Source organism: Janthinobacterium sp. BJB301 (assembly GCF_002735685.1).
GTDB lineage: Bacteria > Pseudomonadota > Gammaproteobacteria > Burkholderiales > Burkholderiaceae_D > Janthinobacterium > Janthinobacterium lividum.
Window position 1 is genome coordinate 159137 of sequence record NZ_PDZJ01000002.1, and the last position, 15460, is coordinate 174596.

The window sequence follows — 15460 nt, forward strand, 5'->3', positions numbered from 1 at the left end:
AACATCTTTCCAGAGAGCAAAAGGACGCGCATGAACCCCAGCACCGACACGGCCACCGATACCCAAGGCAGCGAGGACATGCCCCAGGCGTCAGCAACGGCCGTAACGGCGCCAGCGCCCATCAAGCTCGACAAGGAAGAGATACCCACCGTCCTGGGCAAGCTGCGCAGCCTGGTGCAGGACAAGACGCGTTTCGAGCCGCACGACATCACGCCGCTGGGCGAAGAAGACGTGCTGCAGGATTTTTCCCTGCAAGCCAATTACGCACTGGAAGCGCGCTTCGAGCAGCGCGTCATCAATGGCTATTTCGCGCCAGCGGGCAATGACTGCCACTGTGGCTCCCACGAGGTGGGAGCACTCGCTCACGCGCAGGAAAAGGAACGGCTGCGCCGCGCGGCGGGCAAGCTCGACAATGCATTGCGCCAGGCGGGCCAGGCCTACAACGGCGTCGAAGCGGGCGTCTACCTGCCGCATGCCGTCAAGTACTGGCACCTGGACACTTGCAGCAACTGCATCGGCAAAGGCCGCATCAGCTGCCACACCTGCCACGGCGCGACGACGGAAACCTGCTGGAGCTGCCACGGCGGGCGCACCGTCAGCTGCGACGCCTATGGCTGCTACGGCAGCGGCAAGGTATCGTGCTCGTATTGCAGCGGCAGCGGCACGGTGTCCGAGCAGGTCACCGACTACATCACGGTGCAAGTGCCCACTACCACCTACAGCAACGGCAGCTCGCACACCAGCTACCACAGCGAAACGCGGCCCCAGTACCGCACCGAATACCGCTCTTGCTACCATTGCAGCTACGGCAAGGTCAGTTGCAGCACCTGCCATGGGTCCGGCAACATCAATTGCGCCACCTGCCGCGCCAGCGGCAGCGTCACCTGCCGCACCTGCAGCGGCGTGGGCGACTTGCGCTGCAACCCCTGCGACGGCTCCGGCAAGGTGGGCAAGGCGGCCTGGGTCGACGTGCACGTGGCGCCCGGCTACAGCGTCAGCCTGCCCAAGCAGGCGCCCGACGACGCGCGCCGCATCCGCGACAAGGAAAGCGTGCACTCACTGGCCGCCATCGCCAGCAGCCTGGCCCTGGCGAAAGTGAGCATTTACAATGAAGACCAGCCGCAGGAAGTCGACGCCCTGTATGCGGCCAAGCTGCGCATCGTGCGCCTGGACGCATCGTGCAACGCAGAAAAGCACCACCTGGTGGCGTACGGCACGGACTTGCGCTGGCTGACCCTGGACGACATCGTGGAAAAGCTGCTGCGCGGCGACCTCAAGGCGCTCAGCGATGCGCTGGCCGGCAGCGCCGACGACGGCCTGTTCTCGGCCCACGTGCAGGGTTTATTGACGCCGCTGCGCGACGTGGCCGCCTCGGAACTGAATGCGGACGTGATCGAATCGGTCCTCAGCGGCGACGCGGACCACGCGCACGTCGATGTCGTCTCCGCCGACTATGCGCAGAATGTGCGCACCTGCGTGCTCGGCGCCCTGCGCCAGGTCTACACGCGGCTGGCCAAGCAATTCTGGTGGAAAAGCGCGCTGGCCGCCTTGGCCGCCGCCATCGCCACCTGGTTCTTCGCCGGTCGCGGTGCGGCCGCCATCGCCGGCTTGCTCGTCACGGGCGCCGGCTACTGGCTGTTCAACCGCAAGGTGAAGGCCGTGCTCAGCGAGGCGCTGGGCGGCGAACAGCAAGCCGAACGCGCCATGGGCATCGCCGGCAAGGGCCGCCGCAACCAGCTGGCGCAAGTGCTGATCCTCGTTCCCGCCAGCCTGGCCGTGCTGGCCGCCAGCTATGGCTTGCCCGTGCGCGTGCGCCCGGTTTCCGCGCCGCCACAGGCGGCCATGGCGTCCGTGCCTGTCGCGCCCCATGCGCCGGCCGCCGTGCCGCCGGACGCCAGTAGCGCCAAAGCCGTCAAGCTGTACGAAAATGGCGACAAGGCGCAGGCGCTGGCCATGCTGGAAAGCCTGGTCGGCAAGGGCGACGCCGGCGCGTATGGCCTGTATGGCTGGATGCTGCTGATGGGCGAAGGCAAGCCCGGCCCCGTCACGGCACCGACGGCGCAGCAGCGCGAAGCGCGCCAGGTGGCCGCCAAGCCCCTGATCGGCAAGGGCCTCGTGAAGAACGACAGCTATGCGCTGACGGCGAAGGGCGTGATGCTGGCCGAGGGCTGGCAGGAACCGCGCAACATGGCGCGCGGACTCGACCTGCTGAAACAGGCCGCGAACAAGGGCAATGCGCAAGCCATGCACTTATTGGGGCTGTACCATGTGCGCGGCTACCAGATCCCCGTCAACCACAAGGAAGCGCGCAAATGGTTCACCCTGGCCGCCGACAAGGGCAGCGCGGGCGACATCTACAACCTGGGGCTGATGGACTGGGAAGGCGCGGGCTTGAAACGCCCCGACCGCGCCAGCGCCATGCAGCGCTGGAAGATCGCCGCCGCCATGGGCGAAGAGCGCGCGGTCAAGGCCGTGGCCCAGGGACAGCCTTAAGGAGCACCTGAGAAAAAGCCCATGGCGTTGTTGCGTTGCCTGGCCGTACGTTCGTACTGCCTGCGGCAACGCGCCTAGCCCTGAGCATTTTTCAGGCGCTCCAGCAGAGCGGCGGAAAAAGTCGCCGCTTTTTGATTTTTACACCGCCGCCAGCGCCTGCAGGGCCATCGGGTTCGGCGTCGGCTCGCCGACTTTGGTCAGCAGGTTGCGGTCCGTATGGTGGAACGGTTCATCTTTGCCACGGATCAGCATGACCGTGTCTTCGTCGTAGCCCCAGGTGCCATCGGCGTGGATATCGACCTTGATGCGGTATTCGACGGTGGTGAACGCATGTTCGAGGAAAGGGTTCGAGCAGATGCCGTACGCCGTCGAATCGCGCTTGGCCACCAGTTCGAAACTGGTGGCGTCCGCCGTCGTCGTGCCGGACGCCATGGCGATCTGGCCGCGCGGGATGGCCAGGGTCTGGATCACGGCGCCCGTGGCCGGCTCCCACAGCCAGTAGCCCACCTGTTCATGATACGTTTTGACCTGATCCGGCTTGGTGATGTGGATGTAGTAGCGCAAGCCGTAGAACAGTTGCGGGCCGTTGGTGACGGGGTCGATCGGTTGCAGTTCGATGCGCTCGACGAAAGCCTGCTTGCGCGGGCCATCGGCCTTCGGCTTGACGTCCAGGCCACGCGTGCCTGTCCAGATGCCGGCCATGCCGGTCAATGGGCCCAGGTTGTTCAGGGTGTGCACGTCGGCGGACGGCTCGGTATAGATATCTTCGGGAAAATCGCTCATGCGGAAATCTTCAAAATGGGGCAACAGTGCTTGCCACCATTGTAAGATGCGCGCCGCCCGGCGGCAAAGCGCCAGCCGTCAGGGAAACTGCGTAGTGTGGCGCTCGATAAACAGCAGGGCCGCGGCAGCCAGCGCGGGGCGCTGCGTTTCAAACACGGCTTCATCGCGCGTTTGCAGCAGGTTGGCGGCCACCTCGGGCAGGCCCAATGCACCGGCGATGATCGCCGCCACCGCGTCGATATTCGCGTACAGGGCGCTGTCGAAGCCTTCCCAGTCCACATAGGCCAGCCACTCGGCCAGCGTGAGCACGCATGCCACTTCCGGCGCCAGGGCCGCGATACGTTCGGCACGCAGCACGCTGTCGCTGCGGATGCCTTCGTGCTGCAGCACGGCCAGCGCCACGTGCTGCAGCGCGTCTTCCGGATCGCGCCGGTACTTGTTCAGCAGACGCTGCGTCAGCGTGTAGCGTTCCACGTCGATGCCGCGCAGGGCGGCCGCCACGTCGCCATCATGCAGCGCCAGGTGGCGCGCCGCGCAAGCGACATCCACGCCGGCTTTCGCGGCGACGATATCGGTGAGCTGCTGCCGGCGCGCGTCATCCATGCTTACACCAGCGGCGCGGTCGAACCGGTCAGGGTGAAGATTTCAAAGCCCGTTTCCGTCACGGCCAACGAGTGTTCGAACTGCGCCGACAGCGAACGGTCTTTCGTCACCGTCGTCCATTTGTCCGGCAAGACCTTGACCTGGTAGCTGCCCACGTTGAGCATCGGTTCAATGGTAAAGATCATGCCCGGTTCCAGCACGATGCCCGTGCCGGCGCGGCCATAGTGCAGCACTTGCGGCGTGTCGTGGAAGACCTGGCCCACGCCATGGCCGCAGAAATCGCGCACGGAAGAAAATCCCTGCGCCTTGGCCACCGCTTCAATGGCGGCGCCCACGTCGCCCAAGGTAGCCCCGGGACGCACGGTGTGGATGCCGGCCATCATGGCTTCGTACGCCGTGTTGACGAGGCGGTTGGCCAGGATGGAGACGGCGCCCACCTTGAAGGTGCGGCTGGTGTCGCCGAACCAGCCGTTGAACTTCGGCGTCACGTCGATATTGAGGATGTCGCCCACTTTCAGGATCTTCGTTTCGGACGGGATGCCGTGCGTGACCACGTGATTGACGGAGATGCAGCTGGCGTGCTTGTAGCCGTGGTAGTCGATGGTGCCGGGGATGGCGCCGGCGGCGCGCATGAACTCTTCGCACAGGGCGTCGAGTTTGGCCGTCGACACGCCAGGCTTGACGAAAGGCGCGATGTAGTCGAGCGTGTCGGCGGCGATGCGGCCGGCCGCGCGCATGCCGATGAAACCTTCTTCGTCGTGCAGGGGGATTTTCTTGCCGTGTTCAAGCTGGGTGGAATAGCGCATGGTTTTCTTCTTGGTTAGTGTGTGGTGTGGGCGGCCCAGCCGCGCACGGCATCGTGCGAGGCGCGCAGCATGGCGTCGACGCTGGCAGGTATCGGCCGCTCCTGGGTCAGGTAAGGCTTGACGACGGCCACGGGGGCGTCGATCAGGACGAATTTGAGCAGCATGTGATCGAGGTCCAGTTCCGTGGTGGCGGGCATGGCTTCGGCGCAGCGGACAAAGCAGGCGTCGAGCGCGGCCTGCTCTTCTTCGACGGCGGCCAGCAACTCCTCGCTGAGGCCACTGCTGAAATCGGGGCTATCCGCGCATTGCAGCAGGAAGCGCGCATACACGGGCTTGCGCCGGCACCAGTCCAGCAAGCCGTGCACGCCGGCCCAGGTGTCGCCACCGAGCCAGCGGCTGGCCACTTCCTCGCGGAAGTCGCTCTTCACGCGCAGCCAGGCGCGCGCCAGGATGGCGTTGCGCGAATCGAAGCGGTGATACACGGAGCCGATGGGCGCACCGGCCTTGACGGCGATGGCGGCCATCGAGACGGCACCCACGCCGCACTGGGCGGCGACGGCAATCGCGCTGTCGATGAAGTTGTTTTCGTTGAATTTGGCTAGTCTGACCATTCAAATAGAATACAGATTCTATTTGAATCCGTCAAGCGCTCCCGTTCGGCGAAGACGGGACAAACAAGAGTTGCCTCGCTGCCTTACAATGGTATGCACGAACCGCCACAAGGAGAATCCGCTTGCTTACGCCCCCCTTCATCGCCTCCTCCCGCTTCGACGATCCACGCCTGGCGCTGGAACAAGTGCAAGCCATCTACCGCAGCAGCATCGAACACTTGCGCGATGCGCTGCAGCGTTTTGTCGCCGGCGAAGACATGCACGAAAGAGTGCGCGCCTGCTACCCCTTCGTGCGCATCCAGACGGACACCGTGGCGCGCGCCGACTCGCCGCTGGCCTACGGTTTTGTCGCCGGCCCCGGCGTATTTGAAACCACCCTGACGCGCCCCGACCTGTTCGGCGATTATTACCTCGACCAGTTCACCCTGCTGCTGAAAAACCATAACAGCGGCCAGAAGGTGCACCTGGAAGTGGGCGTGAGCGCCCAGCCCATTCCCGTGCACTTCTCGTTCGCCGAGCATGACCATATCGAAGGCAATATGGACGCGGGCCGCCGCCTGGCCATGCGCGACCTGTTCGACCTGCCCGACCTGTCGGCCATGGACGACGGCATCGCCAACGGCACGCACGAACCGGCGCATGGCGAAGCGCAGCCGCTGTCGCTGTTCACGGGGCCGCGCGTGGATTACTCGCTGCAGCGCCTGCGCCACTACAGCGGCACGTCGCCGCAGCATTTCCAGAACTTCGTCCTGTTTACCAATTATCAGTTCTACATCGATGAATTCATCCGCCTGGGCCACGCCATGATGGACCGCGCGCCCGATGCGGCCGCGCCATCGGACGACGATGGCTATATCGCCTTTGTCGAACCGGGCAACGTCGTCACGCGCCGGGTCGGCCAGACGGTCGAAAGCGAGGATGCGCTGGGCGCCGCGCCGCCGCGCCTGCCGCAGATGCCCGCCTACCACCTGCTGCGCGCGGACGGCAGCGGCATCACCATGGTCAATATCGGTGTCGGTCCCGCCAATGCCAAGACCATCACCGACCATATCGCCGTGCTGCGCCCGCACGCCTGGCTGATGCTCGGCCATTGCGCGGGCTTGCGCACTACGCAAAGCCTGGGCGACTACGTGCTGGCGCATGCGTATGTGCGCGAAGACCATGTGCTCGACGAAGACTTGCCGCTGTGGGTGCCGATCCCGCCGCTGGCGGAAATCCAGCAGGCGCTGCAAACGGCCGTGGCGGAAATCACTCAGCTGACGGGGCACGATCTGAAACACATCATGCGCACGGGGACCGTGGCCAGCACGGACAACCGCAACTGGGAACTGCTGCCGCAGCGCACGCCGGAGCGCCGTTTCAGCCAGAGCCGCGCCATCGCGCTGGACATGGAAAGCGCGACGATCGCCGCCAACGGCTTCCGCTTCCGCGTTCCCTACGGCACCCTGCTGTGCGTGAGCGACAAGCCGCTGCACGGCGAAATCAAGCTGCCCGGCATGGCCAATCACTTCTACCGCGAGCGGGTCGACCAGCATCTGCGCATCGGCATCCGCGCCGTGGAACTGCTGCGCCGCCAGGGCGTGGACCGGTTGCACAGCCGGAAATTGCGCAGTTTTGCCGAGGTCGCGTTCCAGTAACACCCGCCATGCGCCACGTCAGCCGCCCTCGCCGGGCGGCTTTTTTTTGGCCACGCCCCCCAGTCACGGCAATGCCGGCCCCCTGCCTTATACGACGAAAATATCGTCACAAAAAAACAACAGCTGTCTAGACAGGCAACAGGCAAACACCGAACTTTCAACGATCATTTTTCCTAATGGCAAATTTAATTTATTTAACAATTGGAATTTAATACTTTCCTGCTCATCACAAATTCAATTCATGTCTCGTCATTCTGGCGTGTGCCATGCGCATGCACAAATACCCGGCAGTTCTTGACAGTCAAGATCAAAAAATGGTCTGATGAATTGCAAATTTAAAATACTAAATTTGTAAACATGGTAACTTTGAAAATAATTTCAAATAGCTAAATAAAACCCTAAGGAAACTAAAGTTTCCTAGTTGGAGGACAGACAATGATTGAAAAGAAATTAAGCAAATCCTTGCGCATGATGTTTGCCGGTACCTTGGTCATGAGCGCAGGTTTCATGCACCAAGCCGCCCAAGCGCAGGATGCCAAGGCTGGCGAGGAAAAACTGCAACGCGTAGTCGTCACCGGTTCCGCCATCAAGCGCGTGGACGCGGAAACCGCCGCGCCAGTGGAAATTTACAGCAAGAAAGATATCGAGCGCACGGGCGCCACCAGCGTCGCCGAGCTGGTACGCAACCTGGCCTCCATCGACATCAATGACCAGGGCGAACTGAGCGCCAGCTCGCCTTCCGGCTCCGGCACGACCAACATCAAGATGCGCGGCTTGAGCGAGCGCAACGTGCTGATCCTGTTGAACGGCCGCCGCCTGCCGACCAATGCGCTGGCTGACGGTTCGGGCGCGGGCGCCGCAGTCGACGTCAACGCCATCCCGCTGAGCGCGCTGGAACGCATTGAAATCCTGAAAGACGGCGGTTCGGCCATTTATGGCGCCGATGCGGTGGCCGGCGTGATGAACTTCATCACCAAAAAGAACTACCAGGGCCTGGAAGCGAAAACCAGCTACGGCCAAAGCTCGCGTTCGGACGCCAAGGAAAAGACGGCTAACCTCGTCTACGGTTTTGGCGACTATGACACCCAGGGCTTCAACGTGCTGGCCACGGTCGACGTGTTCAAGCGCGATCCGATCTACCGCAAGGACCGCGACCTGACCCGTTCGGCGGACTTCCGCCGTTTTGGCGGCCCCGATGGCCGCAGCGGCTTCCATCCTAGCGGCAATATCGCTGGCGGCGGCACCCTGGTGCCATGCCCACCGGGTGATCTGAGCGCCGGCTCCTGCCGTTTCGACGTCAACAAGACCTTGCTGACCTCGACCAATGGCGCCGACCGCGCCAGCGGCATGCTGATCGGCAGCCTGAAAATCAGCGACAGCATCCGCGCGTTTGCGGAATTTACGTATTCCGAAAGCAAGGATGACTTCGAATCCCAGGCCGCACCTGGCAATTTCCAGGTCAACGGCAAGACTGTTGCCGGCCGCTTCATGCAAATGGGTCCGCGCAAGACCAACCGCAAGGGCACAATGACCCAGTTCTCGACGGGCCTGGAAGGCACGACGCGCGGCATCGACTGGGATGTAGCCATCGGCAAGGGCGTGAGCAAGGCTACCAACCGCGATTCGAACTACGCGCACTATGATCTGTTCAACGAAGCGATCAAGAATGGCTCGATCGACCCGACCCGTACCGACAACGCGCAGGCAGCCGTCGACAAGATCCGCCTGACGCCTACGCGCGCCGGCAAGTCGGAACTGACCTTCTTCAATGCCAAGGCTTCCGCGCCGATCATGGACCTGGCAGGCGGCGCGATGGCTTACGCCGTCGGCGTGTCGTACAACAAGGAAACGCTGAGCGACCAACCGGACCAGAACCAGATCGATGGCGTGGTCTTCGGCAGCATCCAGCAGGCTGCCGTCAAGGCGGACCGCAATTCCAAGGGCATCTTCGGCGAACTGTCGATTCCATTCCTGAAAAACGTCGAAGCACAGGTCGCCGTGCGCTATGACGACATCTCGAATGTCGGCAGCAAGACCAGCCCTAAACTGGCTTTGCGCTACCAGCCGCTGAACAACCTGATGTTCCGCGGCTCGTATGCGGGCAGCTACCTGGCGCCATCGCTGAAACAGATGTTCGGCGGCGTCGATGCGGGCGCCTACACGACGAACGACAAGGATATCTGCAATGCCTTCCCTTCGATCTCGGGTAACTGTACCAACTTCTCCTACTACCAGGTCTCCGGCTCCAACAAGGACTTGAAACCGGAAACGGGCAAGACCTACAACCTGGGCATGGTGTTCTCGCCAGTGAACTCGCTGACGGTCAGCATCGATTACTTCAAGATCGACAAGAAGAACGAAATCGGCACCCTGTCAGAACTGAAGGCCATCGAGCGCGGCAACGTCGAAATCAAGAATGGCGACGCCCGCATCCTGCTGAACAACCAGAACCTGGCCACCACCGAAGTGCGCGGTTTCGATACGGACCTGCGCTACACCTCGCCGCAAACGATGTTCGGCAAATTCACGATCCGCAATGCGTCCACCATCTACACCCGCATGGAAACGCAGGATACGGAAACCGATCCGGTGCAAAGCACGCTGAAGACGTTCATGAATCCGAAGTACCGCAACACGTTCACGGCCAGCCTGGAAAAGGACAATATGTCCGGCTCCCTGGTGATCCGCACGACAGGCGACATGATCGACTCGGACTTGCGCCGCGACGAAATCAAGCCTGGCACCCGCACGATTCCTTCGCACACCGAAGTGGATCTGACGGGCCAGTACGTGGCGATGAAAAACCTGACCTTCACGGCCGGCATCAAGAACCTGTTCGACAAGATGCCGCCGTTTAGCATCATGGGCGCAGGCAACCAGTACGGTACCCTGGGCTTTGCCCAGCTGTACAACGTGCGTGGCCGTTACTTCTACATCGGCGCAGGCTACAAGTTCATGTAATGTAGCGCAATCCCCGGCGGCCTGAAATGGCTGCCGGCACGCCCCCCGAAAGCCGCATTCTTATGCGGCTTTTTTCATGTCCGGCAGGCGAAAAAAAAGCCGCTGCAGGCAGCGGCTTTCGGACAGCTCTGGCGCCTACAGGAAGCGGTCGAGTATCTTCCGTGTCGTCTTGTCGATATTAAACATGTCGCGAATCAAAAAGTGGATGCCGTGGTTATCTGCGATCAGCAGCGAAGTGGCGCCGATGCGGCGGATGTCTTCCTCGCCCTTCAGCACGAATTGCGTCTCGCCCCGGTCCGTATCGACATGCCAGGTGCACGGCGTGGCGAAGCTGCTGACGCTTTTCACGCGCGCGATCTCGGGCATGAATTCGCGCCCTTCCAGCTCTTCCTGCAGCAGGCTGCGCGCCGGCTCCGGCAAGGCGTCGATGCGATCGATCCACGCCACTTCCTTGCCATTGCCCAGCACCAGCGAAATGCCTTCGTCGGGTGACTGGATGGGAAAGGCGCGCACGGGCGCCACGCCCTCAAAGACCTGGCCGTCCGCGTCCGTCATCACCAGCTTGCCGAAGGTGTCGCGGCTTAATGTAAAAGTTTTACTGGCCATGCTTATTCCTTGTCATCCAGGGCGAGTTCGTTGTTGCGCGCCTGTGCTTCGTAGAGGCGGAAATAGGCGCCCTCTTTCGCCATCAGTTCATCGTGGCTGCCCACTTCGACGACCTGGCCGCGATCCAGCACCACCAGGCGGTCGGCCCGGTGCAGGGTCGACAGCCTGTGCGCGATGGCGATCGTCGTGCGGCCCTGCACCAGGTTGTCCAGCGCCTTCTGAATTTCCTTCTCTGTTTCCGAGTCGACCGACGATGTGGCTTCATCCATGATCAGGATGCGCGGGTCGATCAGCAGGGCGCGGGCAATCGAGATGCGCTGGCGTTCGCCGCCGGACAAGCCCTGGCCACGCTCGCCCACCATCGAATCGTAGCCTTGCGGCAAGCGCAGGATGAATTCGTGCGCATGCGCGGCGCGCGCGGCGGCGATGATCTCCTGGCGCGTCGCGTGCGGCTTGCCATAGGCGATATTTTCCGCGATGGTGCCGAAGAACAGGAACGGCTCCTGCAGCACCAGGCCGATGTTGCGGCGGTAGTCGGACACGGCAAACGAGCGGATGTCGACGCCATCGAGCAAGATCGCGCCTTCCGACACGTCATAGAAACGGCAAATCAGGTTGACCAGCGTGCTCTTGCCCGAACCGCTGTGGCCCACCAGGCCGATCATCTCTCCCGCCTTGATGTTCAGGGTGATGCCGCGGTTGACGGCCCGGTTGCCATAACGGAAACCGACTTCGCGCAAATCGATGCGTCCTTCGATCTTGTCCAGTTTGACGGGCTGCGCCGGTTCCGGCACGCTCGACACGTGGTCGAGGATGTCGAAGATGCGCTTGGCGGCGGATGCCGATTTCTGCGTCACGGAGACGATGCGGCTCATGGAATCGAGTCGGCCATAGAAACGCGTGCTGTAGGCGATGAAGGCGGTCAGCACGCCGACGGTGATTTCGCCGCGCGACAATTGCCAGATGCCGAAGCACCAGATGACCAGCAAGCCCATCTCCGTCAGGAAGGAAACCGTAGGCGAGAACAGCGACCAAACCTTGTTCAGCTTGTCGTTGACGGCAAGGTTGTGCGCGTTGGCGTCGCGGAAGCGGGCCGCTTCGCGTTTTTCCTGCGCAAACGCCTTCACGACGCGGATGCCGGGGATGGTATCGGCCAGCACGTTGGTCACTTCGCTCCACACGCGGTCGATCTTTTCAAAGCCCGTGCGCAAGCGGTCGCGCACCAGGTGGATCATCCAGGCGATGAACGGCAGCGGCGCCAGGGTCATGATGGCCAGCCACGGGTTCATCGACCACAGGATCACGCCTGTCATGATGATCATCAGCACGTCGGACGCGAAATCGAGCAAATGCAGCGACAGGAAGACGCAGATACGGTCGCTGCCGCTGCCGATGCGCGCCATCAGGTCGCCCGTGCGCTTGCCGCCGAAAAATTCCAGCGACAGCTTCATCAGGTGTTCATAGGTGGCCGAGCGCAAGTCGGCGCCCATGCGTTCGGACACCAGGGCCAGCACATAGGTCTTGCCCCAGCCCAGCAGCCAGGCCAGCAGGGCCGAACCGAGCAAGCCGCTCATGTAGTACACCACCAGCCAGGGGTCGATATGCTTGCCGTTCTGATACGGGATCAGCACATTGTCCATCAGCGGCGCCGTCAGGTAGGGCGGAATCATGTGCGCGGCCGTACTCAGCAGCATCAGCATGAAGCCCAGGGCCAGCTGGCCACGGTAGGGGTGGGCGAAGCGCCACAGGCGGAACAAGGTCCAGGTCGATGGCGGCGTGTGCAGTACCTTGGCGCAGATCGGGCATTCTTCCTGCTCCGGTTCCAAGGGCGCCTTGCAGCTGGGGCACACTTCCTGCTCCGCTTCCAGCACGGGCTGGCCCGTCAGGTGGCTGTCGAGGCGCTCGACGAACTGTTCCAGCACGCGGATCGCATGCAGGTTCTGGCCCAAAGTGAAGCGCCACGACGCCAGGCGGCCGTGGTCGTCAAACAGTTCCAGGTGGCCGACACCGGCGTGGTCATGGTGCGTCAGGCGCAGTCCGGGGCGGAAAGACCAGCTTTTCCAGACGGTATCGCCCGGGGAACGAGCCAGTAAACGCTTCTCTGTGACAACAATTATGCCTTTTGTGAAACGTAATCGCGCATCGAGGTCAACCTCAACGCTACTTAAAACGTTCTCCCCTGGAGAAAGATTGCTTTCCACTTCCGCCAGCCAGTGTTCCGGCAGCGAAGTGAGGGGAATAGTTGTTGCAGGAACACTCAGTTCAGTTGTCATCGTAAAGCATACTCCGGCTCGAGGCCAAGCCCTTCAGGGCGGGATTTGGGGGATGGGGCAGACGCCCGATCAATGTTTGTGTACTGCGCGATGGCGAGGCAGATGCACCAGTGGCAATTTCCTGTATTGTATCGAATGGATGCCTGCCGGTAAGGAATGATGGCAAAACGGAGCAAAAAAATGAGCGGCCATCGACCAGCGGCAAGTATACAACAGCCCGCTGTTGCGCAAATGCTCCAGCTTAGCCCAGAGTCGGTATCTTTATAACAAGTATGGCAACAATTAGTAACAATTAGAATGACAACACCAGCAGAATACGAGAAGCAAACGCGACAAGAGGCCGCTAAAAGTGGCACACTGCGCATACCCGGGATAAAGAACCAAGCACGAGCCTGAAAAGACTCTGTAGAGCCAACATAAAGTATCTGGCGCCCAGACGCCTGGCTTGTTATCAAGAAACCACTTACATGATCAAGAAGAAGAACATCGAATTTGCCCGCGTCACCCACTTGCGCGGCCCCAACATCTGGACTTACCGCCCGGTGATTGAAGCCTGGGTCGACATCGGCGAACTGGAAGACTATCCATCCAATACCTTGCCCGGCCTGTACGAGCGCCTGGTGGCGTGGCTGCCCGGCATGATCGAGCACCGCTGCGGCGTGGGCGAACGGGGCGGCTTTTTCGAGCGCCTGCGCGAAGGCACGTGGTCGGCCCACATCCTCGAACACGTCGTATTGGAACTGCAAAACCTGGCAGGCATGCGCACGGGCTTCGGCCAGACGCGCTCGACCAGCCAGCGCGGCGTCTACAAGATGGCCTTCCGCACGCGCGAAGAGCACGTGGGCCGCGCCGCCCTGGCCGCCGCGCGCGAACTGCTGATGGCTGCCATCAACGATGAAACCTACGACCTGGAAGCGGCCCTGGCGCCCCTGCGCGACATGGTCGACGCGCGCTGCCTGGGCCCGAGCACGGCCAGCATCGTCGATGCGGCCACCGAACGCGGCATCCCTTCGCTGCGCCTGAACGACGGCAACCTGGTGCAACTGGGCCACGGCGCCGCGCAGCGCCGCATCTGGACGGCCGAAACGGACCGCACCAGTGCGATCGCCGAAGGCATCGCCAGCGACAAGGACCTCACCAAATTCCTGCTCAAATCGTGCGGCGTGCGCGTCCCCGAAGGCAGCCTGGTACGCAGCGCCGAAGCGGCCTGGGAAGAAGCGCAGGACATCGGCGTGCCCGTCGTCGTCAAACCGTATGACGGCAACCATGGCCGCGGCGTATCCCTGAACCTGATGACGGAAGCGGACGTGAAGGCAGCCTACGAACTGGCCGCGCGCAAGGGCGACAGCTCGGCCGTGCTGGTGGAAAGCTTCATCACGGGCGATGAACACCGCCTGCTCGTGGTCGGCAACAAGCTGATCGCGGCCGCCAAGGGCGAATCCCTGTGGGTCGACGGCGACGGCGTCTCCACCGTGCTGGAACTGGTCAACACGCAGATCAATACCGACCCGCGCCGCGGCGAAGGCGAAGATTTCCCGCTGGGCACCGTCAAGCCGCATGAATCGGGCGAAATCGTACTGGAACTGCAGCGCCAGGGCATGACCGCCCTGTCCGTGCCGCAGGCGGGCCAGAAAGTGCTGATCCAGCCGAACGGCAACGTGGCCATCGACGTCACGGACGACGTGCATCCCTCCGTCGTGCATGCGGCCCTGCTGGCCGCGCGCGTGGTTGGCCTGGATATCGCCGGCATCGACCTGGTCACCACCGACATCACGCGTCCGCTGGAAGAGCAGCGCGGCGCCATCATCGAAGTCAATGCCAGCCCTGGCCTGCTGGCGCACATCAAGCCGGGCGTGGGCCAGCCCCGCCCTGTCGGCGCGGCCATCGTCGACCACCTGTTCGCGCCCGAGGAAACGGGCCGCATTCCGCTGATCGGCGTGACGGGCACGCGCGGCGCCAGCCTGATCGTGCGCATGCTGTGCAAGCTGCTCAACCTGTCGGGCCTGCACACGGGCGCCGTCTGCAGCGAAGGCATGTATCTGGACCAGCGCAGAGTCGTCAGCAGCGATTGCGTGAACTGGGATGCGGGCCAGCGTTTGCTGCTCAACCGCACCGTGCAGACGGCCCTGTTCGAGAGCAATCCGCGCATGATCCTGGCCGAAGGCCTGGCTTACGACAAGTGCCAGATCGGCGTCGTCACGGACATGGGCAGCCTCGATAGCGTGAAGGATTTCGACGTGCTGGACGAAGCGGGCCTGTACAAGGCCGTGCGCAGCCAGGTCGACGTGGTGGTGCCGACGGGCGTGGCCGTGCTCAATGCCGCCAACGCGCACGTGCTGGAACTGGCCGAGCTGTGCGACGGCACGGTGACCCTGTATGCGCAGGATGGCAGCCTGGCCGCCATCGCGGCGCAACTGGCCGCCGGCCAGCGCGCCGTATTCGTGCGCGGCAACCACATCGTGCTGGCCGAAGGCGGCATCGAAACGGTCTTGCTGTGCCTGGACCTGCTGAAACCGGCCACAGCCGGCAATGTCGACAGCGTGCTGGCCGTCGCGGCGGCCGCCTGGGCCCTGAACCTGCCCGTCGATCTGATTTGCGCCGGACTGCGCACCTTCGACGCGGCCCCCGGCTGCATCGGCAACTGACAGCACAGGCAAAGCAGCACTCAAGCCCGGCCATGACGGCCG

General features: G+C 62.7%; 10 protein-coding genes. 4 read left to right on the top strand and 6 right to left on the bottom strand.

The genetic code is table 11. The features are described 5' to 3' along the window. Window positions 1-30: 30 nt before the first annotated feature. Entirely contained in the window at window positions 31-2493 is a 2463-nt protein-coding gene (locus tag CSQ91_RS14070; RefSeq protein WP_099388765.1) for a tetratricopeptide repeat protein, read from the top strand. Window positions 2494-2631: 138 nt separating this feature from the next. Here CSQ91_RS14070 and CSQ91_RS14075 read toward each other — a convergent pair whose 3' ends face one another. From CSQ91_RS14075 to CSQ91_RS14090, 4 genes are all read right to left on the bottom strand, one after another. Then, entirely contained in the window at window positions 2632-3276 is a 645-nt protein-coding gene (locus tag CSQ91_RS14075; RefSeq protein ID WP_070260323.1) for an FABP family protein, read from the bottom strand. A 78-nt stretch (window positions 3277-3354) separates the two neighbouring features. Further along, window positions 3355-3879, bottom strand: coding sequence for a hypothetical protein (locus CSQ91_RS14080; protein ID WP_099388766.1), 525 nt, complete (start codon window positions 3877-3879; stop codon window positions 3355-3357). A gap of 2 nt (window positions 3880-3881) precedes the next feature. Continuing rightward, on the bottom strand, window positions 3882-4685 hold the full coding sequence (map, locus tag CSQ91_RS14085) for a type I methionyl aminopeptidase (protein WP_052140206.1): 804 nt from the start codon (window positions 4683-4685) through the stop codon (window positions 3882-3884). Window positions 4686-4699: 14 nt separating this feature from the next. Next, on the bottom strand, window positions 4700-5296 hold the full coding sequence (locus CSQ91_RS14090) for a TetR/AcrR family transcriptional regulator (RefSeq protein WP_034783384.1): 597 nt from the start codon (window positions 5294-5296) through the stop codon (window positions 4700-4702). Window positions 5297-5418: 122 nt separating this feature from the next. On the opposite strand from CSQ91_RS14090, the gene CSQ91_RS14095 reads away from it, so the two are divergent. Together CSQ91_RS14095 and CSQ91_RS14100 are read left to right on the top strand one after the other, a co-directional pair. Then, window positions 5419-6933 (top strand): AMP nucleosidase, encoded by a 1515-nt coding sequence (locus tag CSQ91_RS14095; protein WP_034750639.1) that lies wholly within the window; start codon window positions 5419-5421, stop codon window positions 6931-6933. A 507-nt stretch (window positions 6934-7440) separates the two neighbouring features. Next, a complete protein-coding gene (locus CSQ91_RS14100) occupies window positions 7441-9894 on the top strand; it encodes a TonB-dependent receptor (RefSeq protein WP_180278436.1) in 2454 nt (817 codons plus the stop codon). Window positions 9895-10029: 135 nt separating this feature from the next. Here CSQ91_RS14100 and CSQ91_RS14105 read toward each other — a convergent pair whose 3' ends face one another. After that, the gene (locus tag CSQ91_RS14105) at window positions 10030-10500 is read right to left on the bottom strand and encodes a cyanophycin metabolism-associated DUF1854 family protein (RefSeq protein WP_099388768.1); all 471 of its coding nucleotides are present in this window, start codon (window positions 10498-10500) and stop codon (window positions 10030-10032) included. A 2-nt stretch (window positions 10501-10502) separates the two neighbouring features. After that, a complete protein-coding gene (locus CSQ91_RS14110; RefSeq protein WP_081345909.1) occupies window positions 10503-12773 on the bottom strand; it encodes a cyanophycin metabolism-associated ABC transporter in 2271 nt (756 codons plus the stop codon). A 467-nt stretch (window positions 12774-13240) separates the two neighbouring features. Here CSQ91_RS14110 and CSQ91_RS14115 point away from each other — a divergent pair, with 467 nt between their 5' ends. Next, window positions 13241-15418, top strand: a complete 2178-nt coding sequence (locus tag CSQ91_RS14115; protein WP_099388769.1) for a cyanophycin synthetase — start codon at window positions 13241-13243, stop codon at window positions 15416-15418. Window positions 15419-15460: the final 42 nt, after the last annotated feature.